The organism is Saccharothrix xinjiangensis (genome assembly GCF_039527585.1).
Lineage (GTDB): Bacteria > Actinomycetota > Actinomycetes > Mycobacteriales > Pseudonocardiaceae > Actinosynnema > Actinosynnema xinjiangensis.
In genome coordinates, this window is record NZ_BAAAKE010000002.1 from 123,083 (window position 1) to 137,870 (window position 14,788).

The 14,788-nt window shown below is 72.9% G+C and carries 15 protein-coding genes and 1 tRNA gene; 8 read left to right on the top strand and 8 right to left on the bottom strand.

The genetic code is table 11. The features are described 5' to 3' along the window. The first annotated feature begins 29 nt into the window (after window positions 1-29). The 5 genes from ABD223_RS05870 (at window position 30) to ABD223_RS05890 (ending at window position 5,567) form a co-directional block, all read left to right on the top strand. Complete coding sequence (locus ABD223_RS05870) at window positions 30-935, top strand: phosphorothioated DNA-binding restriction endonuclease family protein (protein ID WP_344034859.1); 906 nt, start codon at window positions 30-32, stop codon at window positions 933-935. A gap of 9 nt (window positions 936-944) precedes the next feature. After that, complete coding sequence (gene recQ, locus ABD223_RS05875; protein WP_344034860.1) at window positions 945-2,753, top strand: DNA helicase RecQ; 1,809 nt, start codon at window positions 945-947, stop codon at window positions 2,751-2,753. Further along, window positions 2,750-3,520, top strand: coding sequence for a pentapeptide repeat-containing protein (locus ABD223_RS05880; protein ID WP_344034861.1), 771 nt, complete (start codon window positions 2,750-2,752; stop codon window positions 3,518-3,520). The genes recQ and ABD223_RS05880 overlap by 4 nt, the downstream gene beginning before the upstream one ends. 162 nt (window positions 3,521-3,682) lie before the next feature. Beyond that, window positions 3,683-4,573 carry an AraC family transcriptional regulator gene (locus ABD223_RS05885; protein WP_344034862.1) on the top strand — a complete coding sequence of 297 codons (891 nt, stop codon included), beginning with the start codon at window positions 3,683-3,685 and terminating at the stop codon, window positions 4,571-4,573. Between the two features lie 118 nt (window positions 4,574-4,691). Further along, window positions 4,692-5,567, top strand: a complete 876-nt coding sequence (locus ABD223_RS05890) for a dioxygenase family protein (protein WP_344034863.1) — start codon at window positions 4,692-4,694, stop codon at window positions 5,565-5,567. A gap of 60 nt (window positions 5,568-5,627) precedes the next feature. Here ABD223_RS05890 and ABD223_RS05895 read toward each other — a convergent pair whose 3' ends face one another. The 5 genes from ABD223_RS05895 to ABD223_RS05915 form a co-directional block, all read right to left on the bottom strand. Beyond that, window positions 5,628-6,005 (bottom strand): DUF6355 family natural product biosynthesis protein, encoded by a 378-nt coding sequence (locus tag ABD223_RS05895; RefSeq protein ID WP_344035367.1) that lies wholly within the window; start codon window positions 6,003-6,005, stop codon window positions 5,628-5,630. Window positions 6,006-6,051: 46 nt separating this feature from the next. After that, window positions 6,052-6,282, bottom strand: coding sequence for a sigma factor-like helix-turn-helix DNA-binding protein (locus ABD223_RS05900; RefSeq protein WP_344034864.1), 231 nt, complete (start codon window positions 6,280-6,282; stop codon window positions 6,052-6,054). Window positions 6,283-6,669: 387 nt separating this feature from the next. Next, entirely contained in the window at window positions 6,670-7,062 is a 393-nt protein-coding gene (locus tag ABD223_RS05905) for a hypothetical protein (protein ID WP_344034865.1), read from the bottom strand. Between the two features lie 230 nt (window positions 7,063-7,292). Next, window positions 7,293-7,366: transfer RNA gene (locus ABD223_RS05910), tRNA-Leu, on the bottom strand. Between the two features lie 105 nt (window positions 7,367-7,471). Continuing rightward, a complete protein-coding gene (locus tag ABD223_RS05915; RefSeq protein WP_344034866.1) occupies window positions 7,472-7,753 on the bottom strand; it encodes a metal-sensitive transcriptional regulator in 282 nt (93 codons plus the stop codon). 271 nt (window positions 7,754-8,024) lie between these two features. On the opposite strand from ABD223_RS05915, the gene ABD223_RS05920 reads away from it, so the two are divergent. Next, window positions 8,025-8,366, top strand: a complete 342-nt coding sequence (locus ABD223_RS05920) for a histone-like nucleoid-structuring protein Lsr2 (protein ID WP_033430611.1) — start codon at window positions 8,025-8,027, stop codon at window positions 8,364-8,366. A 66-nt stretch (window positions 8,367-8,432) separates the two neighbouring features. Here the strand turns inward: ABD223_RS05920 and pabB are convergent, their stop codons facing one another. The 3 genes from pabB to ABD223_RS05935 form a co-directional block, all read right to left on the bottom strand. Then, window positions 8,433-10,649 carry an aminodeoxychorismate synthase component I gene (gene pabB, locus ABD223_RS05925; RefSeq protein WP_344034867.1) on the bottom strand — a complete coding sequence of 739 codons (2,217 nt, stop codon included), beginning with the start codon at window positions 10,647-10,649 and terminating at the stop codon, window positions 8,433-8,435. Between the two features lie 82 nt (window positions 10,650-10,731). After that, window positions 10,732-11,655, bottom strand: coding sequence for a hypothetical protein (locus ABD223_RS05930; protein ID WP_344034868.1), 924 nt, complete (start codon window positions 11,653-11,655; stop codon window positions 10,732-10,734). Beyond that, window positions 11,652-12,155 (bottom strand): SigE family RNA polymerase sigma factor, encoded by a 504-nt coding sequence (locus ABD223_RS05935; RefSeq protein WP_344034869.1) that lies wholly within the window; start codon window positions 12,153-12,155, stop codon window positions 11,652-11,654. Before ABD223_RS05935 ends, ABD223_RS05930 begins: the two co-directional genes overlap by 4 nt. A 112-nt stretch (window positions 12,156-12,267) precedes the next feature. On the opposite strand from ABD223_RS05935, the gene ABD223_RS05940 reads away from it, so the two are divergent. Together ABD223_RS05940 and ABD223_RS05945 are read left to right on the top strand one after the other, a co-directional pair. Next, entirely contained in the window at window positions 12,268-13,491 is a 1,224-nt protein-coding gene (locus ABD223_RS05940) for a metallophosphoesterase (protein WP_344034870.1), read from the top strand. Between the two features lie 98 nt (window positions 13,492-13,589). Beyond that, window positions 13,590-14,774, top strand: coding sequence for a type III PLP-dependent enzyme (locus ABD223_RS05945; RefSeq protein ID WP_344034871.1), 1,185 nt, complete (start codon window positions 13,590-13,592; stop codon window positions 14,772-14,774). Window positions 14,775-14,788: the final 14 nt, after the last annotated feature.

The following is a 14,788-nucleotide window of genomic DNA, read 5'->3' on the forward strand; positions in this document are numbered from 1 at the left end:
GCAACGCGGGAGGTGGGATCCTGGCGGACGTGGTGGACGTCGAGTGGCCCCGGGTCGAGCCCGGCGAGTGGGGCGCGGAGGACCTGTTCCGCGACCTGGAAGGGCTGGTCAGGCACCGGCAGCGCGGTGTGGTGTCGCGGCACAAGCCGCTCGCGCTGGTGTGGGCCGTGGGGCAGCTGGTCCGCGGGCACGACCGGCTGTTCGGGTGGGCCGAGTTCCGGGGGCCCGTCGGCGAGGTGCTGCGCGAGTTCGGGCACCCCGGGTCGCACGTCACGCCGCAGTACCCGTTCTGGCACCTGCGGTCCGCGCCGGGGTTGTGGGAGACGCGCGGCCTGGCCGAGGAGCCGACCTCCGCGGACGCGGGCGCGCTGGCCGGGTTCACCGAGCGGGCCGCCGAGCTGCTGGGTGACGTCGCGATCCGCGAGCGCGCCCTGCGCGTGCTGCGGGAGGGGCACCTCGGAGGGGTCGACCACGAGGCGCTGTGGCGGCGGGTCGGGTTGGCGCCGGCGCCGTCCGACCTGGACGGGATGACGGTCGCCACCTACCGGAAGGAGCAGGGCGAGCTGCGGGACCTGCTGCTCGGTGGCGCGACCGGCGCACCGTGCGCGCTGTGCGGGCGGGTGCTGCCCGCCGAACTCCTGGTCGCCGCCCACATCAAGCCACGGGCCCGGTGCGGCCCGGAGGAGCGCCTCGACCTGGGCTCCGTGGCGATGCTCGCCTGCGCGCTGGGCTGCGACCGGCTGTTCGAGCTGGGCCACCTGGCGGTCGACGAGCGGGGCGCGGTGCTGGCGTCCGACGACCTGCCGGCCTCCCACCTGCCCTTCGTCGAGGGCCGGGTGGCGCGGGGCGGCGAGCGCTCGGCCGGTTACTTCGCGTGGCACCGCGAACACGTCTTCCGGGGTCGCCGGAGCAGCTCTGTCGGTGGGCCTGGTTAGGATCGGCCAATGGCTTCGCAAGAGGTCCTGCGAAGGATCTTCGGTTACGAGTCCTTCCGCGGTGACCAGCAGGTGATCGTCGACCACGTCGCCTCGGGCGGCGACGCCCTGGTGCTCATGCCCACCGGCGGCGGCAAGTCGCTGTGCTACCAGATCCCCTCGCTGGTGCGCGAGGGCACGGGTGTGGTGATCTCGCCGCTGATCGCGCTCATGCAGGACCAGGTGGACGCGCTGCGCGACCTCGGCGTGCGCGCCGGCTTCCTCAACTCCACCCAGTTCCCCGACGAGCGGGCCATGGTGGAGGCCGAGTTCCTGGCCGGCGACCTGGACCTGCTCTACCTCGCCCCGGAGCGCCTGCGCACCGAGCAGACCGCGCGGCTGCTGGACCGCGGCAGGATCGCGCTGTTCGCCATCGACGAGGCGCACTGCGTCTCCCAGTGGGGCCACGACTTCCGGCCCGAGTACCTGGCCCTGTCGCACCTGCACGAGCGGTGGCCGGACGTGCCGCGGATCGCGCTCACCGCGACCGCGACCGAGACCACCCGCGCGGAGATCGCCGAGCGGCTGAAGCTGACCGACGCCAAGCACTTCGTGGCGAGCTTCGACCGGCCGAACATCCAGTACCGCATCGTGCCGAAGAACGAGCCGAAGAAGCAGCTGCTCGAACTGCTGCGCACCGAGCACGCCGGCGACGCGGGCATCGTCTACTGCCTGTCCCGCAACTCGGTCGAGAAGACCGCCGAGTTCCTCACCCAGAACGGCATCCGCGCCCTGCCCTACCACGCGGGCCTCGACGCGGGCACGCGCTCGGCCAACCAGTCCCGCTTCCTGCGCGAGGACGGCCTGGTGATGGTCGCGACCATCGCGTTCGGCATGGGCATCGACAAGCCGGACGTGCGCTTCGTCGCCCACCTCGACCTGCCGAAGTCCGTGGAGGGCTACTACCAGGAGACCGGCCGCGCGGGCCGCGACGGGCTGCCGTCCACGGCGTGGCTCGCCTACGGCCTCCAGGACGTCGTGCAGCAGCGCAAGATGATCGACGACTCCGAGGGCGACCAGGCGCACCGCCGCCGGCTGATGGCCCACCTGGACGCGATGCTCGCGCTGTGCGAGACGGTCGAGTGCCGGCGCGTGCAGCTGCTGAACTACTTCGGCCAGGGCGGCGAGCCGTGCGGCAACTGCGACACGTGCCTCGCCCCGCCGGAGATGTGGGACGGCACGGTCGCCGCGCAGAAGGCCCTGTCCACGGTGGTGCGGCTGCGCAACGAGCGGCGGCAGAAGTTCGGCGCCGGGCAGACCATCGACATCCTGCTCGGCCGCAAGACCGCCAAGGTCATCCAGCACGACCACGACCAGCTCAAGGTGTTCGGCATCGGCACCGAGCTGAACGAGAGCGGCTGGCGCGGCGTGGTCCGGCAGCTGCTCGCGCAGGGCCTGCTCGCCGTGGAGGGCGAGTACTCGACGTTGGTCACCACGCCGGCCAGCGACGAGGTGCTGTTCCAGGGCCGCAAGGTCATGATGCGCCGCGAGCCCGAGCGCGCCGCGAAGGTCAAGGCCGCGAAGACCGCCAAGGCCGCCGCGCCGCAGGTGGAGCTGTCCGCCGAGGCCGCGCCGGTGTTCGAGCGGCTGCGCGCGTGGCGGGCGGCGACCGCGAAGGAGCAGGGCGTCCCGGCCTACGTGATCTTCCACGACGCCACGCTGCGGCAGATCGCCTCGTCCGGGCCCACCACGCTGTCCGAGCTGGGCACCGTCAACGGGGTCGGGGAGAACAAGCTGGCCAAGTACGGTCAGCAGATCCTGGACGAGCTGAGCGCATGACCGAGCTCCGCGCGGACTGCTCGCGCTGCGCCGGCCTGTGCTGCGTCGTGCCCGCGTTCGCCAAGTCGGTGGACTTCGCGATCGACAAGCCCGCCCGCACGCCGTGCCCGAACCTGGGCCCGGACTCCCGCTGCGGCATCCACACCGAGCTGCGGGGCAGGGGCTTCACCGGCTGCACGGTCTACGACTGCTTCGGCGCGGGCCAGCGGGTCGTGCAGGTGACGTTCGGCGGCGAGGTCCGGCGCGACGAGCGCGTGCTCGACGTGTTCCCCGTGGTGCGCCGGCTGCACGAGCTGCTGTGGTACCTGACCGCGACCCTGGAGCTGGCGCCCGCCCGTCCCCTGCGCGACGAGGTCGGCGCGCTGCTCGCGGAGGTCGACGAAGCGGCCGGCGGCACCCCGGACGAGCTGCTGGCCCTGGACGTCGACCGGTACTGGGGCAGGGCGAACGCGCTGCTGCTGCGCGCGAGCGAGCTGGTGCGCGGCAAGGGCCGCAACCGCCGGGGCGCGGACCTGATCGGCAAGGACCTGCGCGGGGCGCGGATGCGCGCGAACAGCCTGCGCGGCGCGTACCTGATCGGCGCGAACCTGCGCGACGCGGACCTGGGGCTGGTGGACTTCATCGGCGCGGACCTGCGCGGCGCCGACCTGTCGGGCGCCGACCTGACCGGGAGCTTCTACCTCACCCAGGCCCAGGTGGACGCGGCGAGGGGCGACCGGCGGACCCGCCTGCCCGAAGGCCTGGTCCACCCCGCCCACTGGGGCTGACCGGACGCGGGTGATCCCGCGGGCCATAACGCGCGCCCTATAACACCAGCTCAGGACGACTCGCGAGGCCAACCGGTCGGCGCGTTCCGCAGCGACGCCTCCCGTGCCAAGGTGGGTTCACCGTAATTGGTCTGGACCTTCACCCTGAGAGGACCGTCGACGATGCGCGGCACCACCGTGTTACCGGGAACGCCCTGCCAGGCGCCGCGCGAGGGCGCGCTGCCGATGCACCGGCTGGAGGTGCCGGCGCCCGGGGCGCCGCCGTTCGCCATGGGCACCTTCGACGCGATCGGCCCGATGTCGCGGGCGTCGTTCCCGCACCGGCACACCTTCCACGAGATCGTCTACGTCACCGGCGGCACCGGCGCGCACGTGGTGGACCTGGCCCGCTGGGAGCTGGCGCCGCCGCACCTGTGCGTGATCGCGCCCGGCCAGGTGCACCACTGGGTGGACGCGCGCGACCTGGAGGGGTTCGTGGTGCTGTTCACCGACGACTTCCTGCTCGACCACCCGTCGGACCGCGACCTGCTGCGGCGGTTGAGCGAGCGGCCGTGGCTGACGCTGGACGAGCCGACGCACCACCGGATGCTGCGGCTGGTCGCCGAGCTGGACGACGAGCACCGGCGCGGCGCCGAGGGCGCGGGGTCGGTGCTGCGGGCCCTGCTGCACGTGCTGGTGGTGCGCGCCGCCCGGCTGCCCGCCACGCCCGCCGCCGCGCCCGTGCGGGCCGGCGCGGTGGCCGAGGAGTTCGCCCGGCTCGCCGGGCGCACGGAGCACGCGCTGTGGTCGGTGCGCGCCTGCGCGGAGCGCATCGGCGTGACACCCGGCTACCTGACCGAGGCGGTGAAGGCGGCGACCGGCCGCACCCCGTCCGAGCTGGTCAGAGAGGCGCGCACGCGCGAGGCGAAGCGGCTGCTGGCCAAGACGGACCTGGCCGTGCGGCAGGTCGCGGCCCGGGTCGGGTTCGCCGACCCCGCCTACTTCTGCCGGTTCTTCCGGCGCGAGACCGGGGTGAGCCCCGGCGGGTTCCGGCGTGGCGCGGACCGCCGTTAACAGTGACAACAGCGCCCGTGAGGATCACCACGACCGGCCGGTTCCGTCCATCGTCCGCCGGTGAAACGCCCTCGTAGTTTCGTCGTGAACCCGAACCACGCCCCCACGAGGAGCAATCATGGATGCATCGGCGGACGGTGGGCGCACCGCGCCCGAGGAACCACTCGGCGCGGAGGCGGACGACCGCAGGTTCAGCCGCAAGACGGTGCTGCGGGCCGCGCTCGCGGCGGGAGTCTCGCTGCCCGTCGCGATGATGGGCGTGCCGGCCCTGGCGCGGGACCTCGGCCAGGGCGGCGGCCTGCTGGAGCCCACCCCCACGTGCGACGACGGCGACGACCCGACGCCGCCGCAGACCGAGGGCCCGTACTTCAAGCCGAACTCGCCGCGCCGCACGTCGCTGGTCGATGCCGGCACGCCGGGCACCCGGCTGACGGTGACCGGTTACGTGTTCGGCCTGGCGTGCCGGCCGATCGCCAACGCGCTGCTGGACTTCTGGCAGGCCGACGTCAACGGCGTGTACGACAACACGGGCTTCCGCTTCCGCGGCCACCAGTTCACCAACGCCAACGGCGCCTTCACCCTGTCCACGATCGTGCCGGGCCTGTACCCGGGCCGGACGCGGCACATCCACGTGAAGGTGCAGGCCCCCGGCCGCCCGGTGCTGACCACGCAGCTGTACTTCCCGGGCGAGCCGCGCAACAACACCGACACCATCTTCGACCCGCGCCTGCTGATGACCGTGCGCAGCGTCGGCGGCGCGCGCGAGGCGGCGTTCGACTTCGTGCTGAACGTCCCGCAGCAACCGGGCCCGACCACCACGACGACCACCACCACCACGCCGGGCCAGCCGGGCGGCACGTGGGCCGCGGGCACCAACTACGCGCCCGGTACGAAGGTCACCTACGGCGGCGTCGAGTACGTCTGCCTCCAGGCGCACCTGGCCCAGCCGGGCTGGGAGCCGCCGAACGTCCCCGCCCTGTGGCGGACCTCCTGACCCGGATGACGACCGCGGCCCGCGCCTGTTCGGCGCGGGCCGCGGGGTTCGACCACCTCGTCAGCACAGGCCGATGTGGAAGGCGTTCGAAACGTCGTCGTCGGAACCCAGGTAGGTGAGCGTCCAAGGGCCGACGCACGTGTACATCGACGGCCGGCCGTGGTGGTAGTCCACCTTGATCATGACCGTGGTGTCGCCGCAGTGGCCGTAATAAGCGGCCTCCGCGTTCTCGAAGCAGCCGCACGGGATCGCTTCTCCCGCCGACGCCGCGGCGGACGCGGAGGCCGCGGAACCGCCGCCGTCCCTGCCGGAGCGGCACCCGCGCCGACGCTCGGCAGCAAAGCACCCAGGATCGCGAACAAGCCGACCAGGGCGACCTTCAAGGCGTTCTCCACCGAAGCTCCCATCGGTTTCGCGGAACGTTCCGCCAACGCTCATGAACACGAGACCGGAGCGCGTCCACGCCGAGAGGAGGAGGTGACGATCAGATAACCACGGCCGGGTCGCCCGTGAGCGCCTCGCGCAGTCGGGCCGGCCCGCGGCTCGTCCGGCTGGTGGCGGAGCCGGTGGTGCAGCCGAGCACGCGAGAGGTCTCCACCGTGTCCAGGTCGGCCCAGAACCGCAGGAAGATGACCTCGCGCTGCCTCTGCGGCAGGAGGCCGAACGAGTGCAGCACGGGCCAGTGCGCCTCGACCGGGTGGTGTTCCACGGGCACGCCCGGCAGGTCCTCCGGGATCGCGCCGCCCAGCAGCTCCCGACCGGCGCCCGCCGGCGTGAATCGACGAAAACGCTGTGCAGCACGCTCTTCAGGTACCCGCGCAACTCACCGTGGCGCTCGGAGGTGCGCCACCTCAGGCAGACCTTGGCGAAAGCGACCCGCGCCGACCGATCACCACGGTCGCGGCCGGTCCTGGCCAAGCTGGGACGAGCGCTCTTGAACCGTCAACGAAAAACATCGGGGCCGGACGGACTCGACCACGCGATCACCCGATAACCGGTGGTCGCGGCGAAAGCGGCGGCGATCCGGGGCGAACGGGGACGTCCCGCCGGCGGGACGTCCCCACCACTCGGCGGCGGCCCGAGGACCGCCACCCGCGCGCGCTCAACCCAGGCCGAGCGCCTCCCGCACCCGACCGAGCACCGCGCCCTCGTCCCGCCCCACGCTCCCGTCGGCCACCGCGACCTCCTCGCACATCGCGACCACGGCCGCCGCGAAGCCGTCCGCCTCGACGGCCGACCGCGCGGCCACCAGCGCCACCGAGTCCCGCAACGCCGCCAGCACGCCGGCCTCGACGTCCGCCAGGGACCCCGAGGGCAGCTCGGGAGCGGCCGCGTCCACCGCCTCGCGCACCGCGGGCGGCAGCGCCGCCATGGCCCGGATGCCGGCGTGGCTCTCCTGGTCGAGCGCCCCCTCCTCCGCGACCGAGACGAGCACCATCGCGCCGTAGACGGCAGTGCGGAGCGTCCTGCCCTCCGCGTCCGTGTATCCACCCATGTGGATCACCCTAGATGCCGCGAATTCCCGCCGCCCGCCACGTCCTGGTCCACAATGGACACCAACGGGAAAGCCCCGGCGAGCGGCTGCCCGTGGTCCGGGGTGGGGATGTGCCCGCGATCAGAGGACGGCATCGGGGGCGCGCGCACGGCACAGGCGCACGAGGCGCGACACGATCGCGTGGCGGTGCCGGGCGCACCGACCGGAGGAGCACCGGCGAGGACGAGACGTGCCCCCGGTGCGACTCGAACGCACACTGGACGGATTTTGAGTCCGCTGCCTCTGCCGATTGGGCTACGGGGGCCGGCGGGAGCACTCTACTGGATCCGCCCCGCCCGGCCGCCGACCACCCCGCGCCCCGGCGCGTCACGGCCGCGGCCCGGCGACGTCCCGGTGCGCCCCGACCGCGTCAGGACCTGACCAGGCGGCCGATCGCCGCCGACGCCTCGGCGATCTTCTCGTCCGCCACGTCGCCGCCCTCGGCCACGGCCTGGGCCACGCAGTGCTTGAGGTGCTCGTCCAGCAACCCGAGGGAGACGGCCTGCAACGCCTTCGTCGCGGCCGAGATCTGGGTCAGGACGTCGATGCAGTACTCGTCGTTCTCGATCATCCGCTGGAGGCCGCGGACCTGCCCCTCGATCCGCCGCAACCGCTTGAGGTATGCGTCCTTGTCCGCCGTGTAACCGTGCATCGCTCCCGACCTTCCCTACCCTGGGCGGGTATCCCCCACCAGGATAGGACACTCGACCGGGTGTGACACGGACCACGGTTCGGGGTTCGGGCACCCTCACATTTCAGACCTGTGGTTTAGCCCGCGAAATGACCCGTCCGGGGGCATCAGTCACATTTTCAGCGCGAAAGGTTAGGCAATATTCCGGTCGTGCACTATGGTGTCGTCCGAAGCGTGTGGCGCTGCACAAGTCGAGGGCAGCACGCGCTATGCGAGCACACACGGAGGAACAGTGGCACAGCAGACCGTCGTCCAACTCATCGACGACCTCGACGGCAGCGAAGCCGCCGAGACCGTGACCTTCGCGCTGGACGGTGTGGAGTACTCCATCGACCTCTCCAAGGAGAATGCGGACAAGCTTCGCGACTCCCTGGCCGACTTCGTCGCCAAGGCGCGCCGCGCCGGCGGCCGCAAGCAGCGCAAGGGTACCGGCAAGAGCACGGTAAAGGCTGGTGACAAGGCCCAGGCGCAGGCGATTCGGGACTGGGCGCGCGCCCAGGGGCACCAGATCTCCGACCGGGGTCGCATTCCCCAGGGCCTGGTCGTCCAGTTCCAGGAAGCGCACGCCTCCTGACCGGCGAGCCGGTTTTCCCCTGCGGAGGCCCCAGGTCGCCGCAGGGGAAACCGCTGGTCACGTGGTTCAACCACGTCCCGGGAAAGCGGCTCCCAGCAGCCTGAGCAGGGCGGTTGCCTTGACGGCCGTCTCCTCGAATTCGGCCACCGGGTCGGACAGCGCGATGACCGCCCCGCCGACCCCGAAACTCGCCTTGTCGCGGTCCACCACCAGCGTCCTGATGACGATGCTGAAGTCGGCCGTTCCGGAGAGTGAGAAGTAACCCAGCGCCCCCGAGTACACACCGCGGGGCCCGGCTTCCAGCCCGTCGATGATCTGCATTGTCCGGATCTTGGGAGCCCCCGTCATCGACCCGCCCGGGAACGCCGCCCTAACGGCGGCCACCGCGGAACTCCCGGAACGGAGCCTCGCCCGAACGGTGCTGACGAGCTGGTGCACCGTCGCGTAGCTCTCCACCTCGAAGATCCTGGGCACCTCGACGCTGCCGACTTCCGCGTTATGCCCCAGATCATTGCGGACCAGGTCCACGATCATCAGGTTCTCCGCGCGGTCCTTCGGGCTGGTCGCCAAGGACTCCCGCAAAGCCCCGTCCTCCGCCGCGGTGGCGCCGCGGGGTCGCGTCCCCTTGATTGGCTCCGATTCCACGACACCCCATCGGTCGACCCGGATGAACCGCTCGGGTGAAGTGCTGAGCACGGAGAGCGCACCGAAACGGAGCAGCGCGCCGAACGGCGCCGGGCTCGTCGCGCGCAGGAACCGGTAAGCCCCCCAGGGGTCGACCTCGCCGTTCCACGTCACGGTGTTGGTGAGGCACACCTCGTAGCTCTCGCCGGCCGCCACGGCGTCCTGGCAGGCCGCCACCAGCTTCAGGTACTCGGAACGGCCGTGCCGCGCCACGACCGTTCCCGAGCGGGCGGGTGACGGCGGCTCGGTCGGACCCGGTGTGAATCCGTGGAGGAATTGCGCCGTTCGGTCGAGCCAGCCGTCGTCGTCGGACAGCGCCAGCAGGTAGGTGCGGCGGGAATGGTGGTCGAAAACGAGCGCCCGGTCGGCGAAGACGAATGCCGCGTCGGGCTGCTCCGAACGGTGGGCCGCGTCGCCGCCGCATTCCGCCTTCAGCTCGTAGCCGAGGTAGCCCACCCAGCCGAGCGCGAAGTCGAACGGCACGTCCGGCGGGGCCACCCGCCACGCCGCCAGGTCGGCCTCCAGCCAGTCGAGGAACGGGCCGGGGTGCGCCTCGCCGCCGACGGTCACGCGGCCGGTCCCCACGTCGTAGGTCGCCACCCGGGCGAGGGGGCCGCCGGCGTCGCCCATCACGGAGAACCGCCCCCGCTCCCCCTCCAGGCCGCTGTCCAACCAGAAGGCGTCGGTGGACGCGCCGTAGAGGGCCGCGAACACGTCCTCGGGCGGCGGGTGGGCGTCGACGCGCCGCACCAGCACCTCGCGGGTCGGCGCGGGCGCGGGGGCTTGAGAGGGCCTGACAGGCGGGCGGGCGGAGGCCTGGGACGGCCCGGCAGGCGGGGGCGCGGGGGCCTGAGACGGCCCGGCAGAGGGGTGCACGGCAGAGGGGTGCACGGCAGAGGGGTGCACGGCAGAGGGGTGCACGGCAGAGGGGTGCACGGCCCCGGCGGGCAGGTGCACCGGCGCGGCGGGCAGGCGCACGCCCTCGGCAGGCAGGCGCGCGGGCGCGACCGCCGCCTCCGGGGTCGCCGCCTCGGTCAGGTCGCGGAAGTTCGCCAGGAGCGCGCGACCGTGCGCGGTGCACACCGACTCCGGGTGGAACTGCACGCCCCAGGCGGGCCGCGACCGGTGCCGCACCCCCATCAGCACCCCGTCCGAGGGCGCCCAGGCGATCGCCTCCAGCGACGGCGGCAGGTCGGACACCGCCAGCGAGTGGTACCGCACGACCGCCAGCGGCGACGGCAGGCCGGCGAACAGGTCCACGCCGGTGTGCCGGACCTCGTCCACCACCCCGTGCCGGGGTGTCACCCGTTCGACTGAAGCCCCGTGCGCCAGGCACAGCCCCTGGTGCCCGAGGCACACCCCGAGCAGCGGCACGGCGGCGTGCTCGACGACCGCCCGGCACAGCCCGAAGTCGCCGGGCTCCTGCGGCCGGCCGGGTCCGGGCGAGATCACGACGTTGTCGAAGGACGACAGCCAGGACAGCCGGAACCCCGGGTCGTCGTTGGCGATGACGACCGGCTCCCGCCCGTTCACCTCGGCCAGGTCGTGGAAGAGGTTGAACGTGAACGAGTCGTGGTTGTCGATGAGCAGGGTCCGCATGGCGAACAGCACGGTACCTGCAAGAACACCCGAAAGGGTGGCCCCGGAGAGGCCGGACACACCGGCCTCCCCGGGGGAACCGCTAGCCCAGGTGGAACCTGGGGTCGACCGCCAGCGCGGCCAGCTGCCGCCCGTCCAGCGGCACCGACGCCATGCCCGGGTGCCCGGACTCCCCGAAGGCCTTGGACACGCCGATCATCACCAGCGTGCCGTCGGGGTGCCGGTAGAAGGCGCCGGCGTCGTAGGTGTTGCGCACGGGGTCCGCGACGGCCCCGGTCACCACGCCGACCCGCTTGCCGTCGACCTCGACGACCTCGCAGCCGCCACCGGACAGGGGGTGCGGGTGCCGGGTGGCCGCCTCGCACGCCTCGCCGCCGACCCGGTTGTTGCCCCTGGTCTCGACCTGGATCCACAGCTCGGCCACCGCCGGCTCACCGGGCCGCACGACCGGCGTGGTCGCGGTGTACTCCCACACCTCGACGCCGTCGACGGTGTCCGCGTACTGGCCCTGGTGACGGGTCATGGGGCCGTGGTCGGGGTGGCCGATCCGCTCGCGGTCCTCTCCCGCCAACCCGGCGGGCAGCGCGGCCCTCAGGTCGTCGAGCAGCCCGCGGGCCCGGTCCGCGCGGGGTCCCCTGGTCGCGGTCCGGTCGGTCTGCCCGTCCGGCCACGACGGCCGGGTGCTCGCCGCCGGCGGCGGCGCGCCCCTGGTGACGCCGACCGGCTGCGACGGCGGCGCGGCGGGGGTGACCGAGGGCGGCCGGGTGTCCTCGGAGGAACCCGAGGCCACCGGCGCCTCGCCCCGCCCCGCGCCGCCGACCAGGTTCGGCGCCAGCACCGCGCCCACCGCGATGCCCACCACGGCGAGGCTCGCGCCCCACGTGGCCTTGCGGCGGCGGCGGGCCCGCCTGCCCCGGTCGAGTGCAGCCCCGGCGTCCATCGGCGGCGGCGGGCTGCTCGCCACCACCGCGTCGCGCATCGCGCTCCTCAGCTCGTGCTCGTTCATCGCACCTTTTCTCCCTGATGGGGGGTGATCAGGCCGCGCAGCGTCTGCAGCCCCCGCGCGGCCTGGCTCTTCACCGTTCCTTCGGAACAGCCCAACGCCCTGGCGGTGTCCTCCACCGACAGGTCCTCCCAGTACCGCAGGACGAGGACGGCGCGCTGCCTCGGCGGCACCCGCGCCAGCGCCGCGAGCAGCACCAGCCGGTCCTCCGCCGAGCCCGGCGCGACCGCGGCCGGCTCGACGACCGGCTCGCCGACCCGCTCCTTGCGGAACCACCCCCGGCGCAGCTCCGAGACGAACGTCCGGACCAGCGTCCGGCGGGTGTAGGCGTCGAGTGCCTCGTGCCGGTCGATCCGCCGCCAGGCCAGGTAGAGCTTGGTGAACGTGGCCTGCACCAGGTCCTCGGCACGGTGCCAGTCGCCGCACAGCAGGTACGCCGTGCCGCGCATGGCCTCGGACCGCGCCGCGAAGTACTCCGCGAACGCGGTGTCCCGGTCACTCATGTGTCCCTCCCCACTGCGGTACGGGGTAAACACGCTCACAGGTCGCCAGGGGGTTGCACACCAGGTTCGGAATTCGTGGAAACTGGACGCATCACCCCTGGGGAGGACCGGCTTGTTCGTCTTGTTGCTGGCCGTCGTGCTGGGCGCGGCCCACTACTACATCTGGAAGCGCGTGGTGCGGGACACGACCGCGCCGGGACGTGCCCGCCAGGTCGGCACGGTGGCGGTCGTGCTGCTCTACGTGCTGATGATGGCCGCGTTGTCGATCACCCGCCTGGGCACGTCGTTCGACGCGCTGATCGCCTGGCCCGGCTACCTGTGGCTCGCCGTGGCGTACTACCTGGTCCTGCTGCTGGCCGTGCTGGAGGTGCCGAGGCGGCTGCTGGTGCGGAAGGCGCGCGAGCAGGAGAAGGTGCCGGTCGCGGTGGGCGCGGAGGTCGCCGAGGGCGATCCCGAGGCGGTGTCCGCGCCGGTGCCCGAGGCGCCCGGCGTCGACGTGGGCCGGCGGCTGTTCATCGCCCGGTCGCTCGCCGCGGCCGGCGGGGTCGCGGCCGCGGGCGTGGTCGGCTACGGCGCGACGCAGGCCCTGGGCGACCCGCGGGTCAACCGGGTGCCGATCGCGCTGGACAAGCTCGACCCCCGGCTGTCGGGCTACCGGATCGCCGTGGTCAGCGACCTCCACCTGGGGCCGCTGCTCGGCCGCGAGCACACCGAGCGGCTCGTGCGCATGATCAACGAGCAGCAGGCGGACCTGGTGGCGATCGTCGGCGACCTCGTCGACGGCACGGTCGAGCGGCTGGGCGAGGCGGCGGCTCCGCTGCGCGACCTGACGAGCACGCACGGCAGCTTCTTCGTCACCGGCAACCACGAGTACTACTCGGGCGCGGAGCCGTGGCTGACCGAGCTGGAGCGGCTCGGGGTCAACCCGCTGCGCAACGAGCGGCTGGCGATCGAGCGCGCGGGCGCGGCGTTCGACCTCGCGGGCGTCAACGACGTCAACGGCGAGTCGTTCGGCGACGCGCCGGACTACGCGCGGGCGCTGGACGGGCGCGACACGAGCCGGCCCGTGGTGCTGCTGGCGCACCAGCCGGTGCAGGTGCGCGAGGCCGCCAAGCACGGTGTGGACCTCCAGCTGTCCGGGCACACGCACGGCGGCCAGATGTTCCCGTTCCACCTCCTGGTGGGGCTCCAGCAGCCGGTGCGCAGCGGTCTGGAGACGGTCGACGGCACCCGGGTCTACACCTCGAACGGCGCCGGTTTCTGGGGTCCGCCGGTCCGCGTCGGCGCGCCGCCGGAGATCGCGGTCGTGGAGCTGCGTCACAACTTCGCCGGCTGATAGCGCGTTTTTCGCCTCCACCGCGTACCGTGGACCGCCGTGCCAGCAGACGGTCAGGCCGTGCCAGTCCACGGCTGCGGAGGGGGACCCCTAGCGAGATGACGAAGAGCTTTGCCGATCACCGGCTGCACGAGGCAACAGCTCGTATTCGTCGTTTCCTGGACCGAGATCGACCGGACACGCCCTGCCTGGTCATCGACCTGCCCACCGTGCGCGAGCGGTTCACCGCCCTCCGCGCCGCGCTGCCGCGGGTCGGGATCTTCTACGCGGTGAAGGCGAACCCGGCGCCCGAGGTGGTGGAGCTGCTGGCGGGCGAGGGGTCGAGCTTCGACGTGGCCTCGCCCGCGGAGATCGACCTGTGCCTGGCGCGCGGCGCCGCGCCGGCCTCGATCTCCTACAGCAACCCCATCAAGAAGGCGCGGGACATCGCCTACGCCCACGGGCGCGGAGTGCGACTCTTCGTGTCCGACAGCGAACAGGACGTGCGCGCGATCGCCGCGCACGCGCCCGGCGCGTCGGTGCTGCTGCGGATCCTGGTCAACAGCAAGGGTTCCACGTACCCGTTCGGGAAGAAGTTCGGCTGCGCGCCCGAGATGGCGGCAGATCTCCTGCGGTTGAGTCAGGAACTGGGACTGGTTCCGCTCGGCGTCGCGTTCCACGCCGGTTCGCAGCAGCTCGACCCGGGCGGGTGGGACGGCGCGATCGCCGACGCCGCCGAGGTCGTGCTGAAGCTGCGCGCCGAGGGGCTGCCGCTGACCACGGTGAACCTCGGTGGCGGCCTGCCGGCCGGGTACCTGGAGCAGCCGCCGCCGCTGGCCGACTACGCGAGCGCCATCACCGCCTCGATCGCGCGCCACTTCGGGGACTTCTCCCCCGAGGTCATGATCGAACCCGGCCGCGCGGTCGTGGCCGAGTCCGGGCTCCTGCGCTCCGAGGTCGTGCTGGTGTCGCACAAGTCCTACTCGGACGAACGGCGCTGGGTCTTCCTGGACGTCGGCCGCTACGGCGGGCTGGCCGAGACCGAGGGCGAGGCGATCGCCTACCCGCTGGTGTGCGGGCGCGACGGCGCGCCGCTGCCCGCGGAGCCCTCCGGGCCGGTCGTGCTGGCCGGGCCGACGTGCGACGCGGACGACGTCCTCTACCAGCACACCCGCTACGAGTTGCCGCTGGACCTGCGGGCCGGCGACCACGTCGACCTGCTCGGCGCCGGGGCCTACACGGCCAGCTACTCGTCCGTGGCCTTCAACGGCTTCCCGCCATTGGCCACCTACTGCGTGCGATGAGCGCGCCCCCGGTT

Coding starts and splice junctions, on each gene's coding strand:
- pabB (WP_344034867.1), bottom strand. CDS start 10,649: ATGCGGACCCTGCTCATCGACAACCACGACTCGTTCACGTTCAACCTC.
- recQ (WP_344034860.1), top strand. CDS start 945: ATGGCTTCGCAAGAGGTCCTGCGAAGGATCTTCGGTTACGAGTCCTTC.
- ABD223_RS05935 (WP_344034869.1), bottom strand. CDS start 12,155: ATGAGTGACCGGGACACCGCGTTCGCGGAGTACTTCGCGGCGCGGTCC.
- ABD223_RS05945 (WP_344034871.1), top strand. CDS start 13,590: ATGACGAAGAGCTTTGCCGATCACCGGCTGCACGAGGCAACAGCTCGT.
- ABD223_RS05930 (WP_344034868.1), bottom strand. CDS start 11,655: ATGAACGAGCACGAGCTGAGGAGCGCGATGCGCGACGCGGTGGTGGCG.
- ABD223_RS05895 (WP_344035367.1), bottom strand. CDS start 6,005: ATGAGCGTTGGCGGAACGTTCCGCGAAACCGATGGGAGCTTCGGTGGA.
- ABD223_RS05915 (WP_344034866.1), bottom strand. CDS start 7,753: ATGCACGGTTACACGGCGGACAAGGACGCATACCTCAAGCGGTTGCGG.
- ABD223_RS05880 (WP_344034861.1), top strand. CDS start 2,750: ATGACCGAGCTCCGCGCGGACTGCTCGCGCTGCGCCGGCCTGTGCTGC.
- ABD223_RS05905 (WP_344034865.1), bottom strand. CDS start 7,062: ATGGGTGGATACACGGACGCGGAGGGCAGGACGCTCCGCACTGCCGTC.
- ABD223_RS05890 (WP_344034863.1), top strand. CDS start 4,692: ATGGATGCATCGGCGGACGGTGGGCGCACCGCGCCCGAGGAACCACTC.
- ABD223_RS05885 (WP_344034862.1), top strand. CDS start 3,683: ATGCGCGGCACCACCGTGTTACCGGGAACGCCCTGCCAGGCGCCGCGC.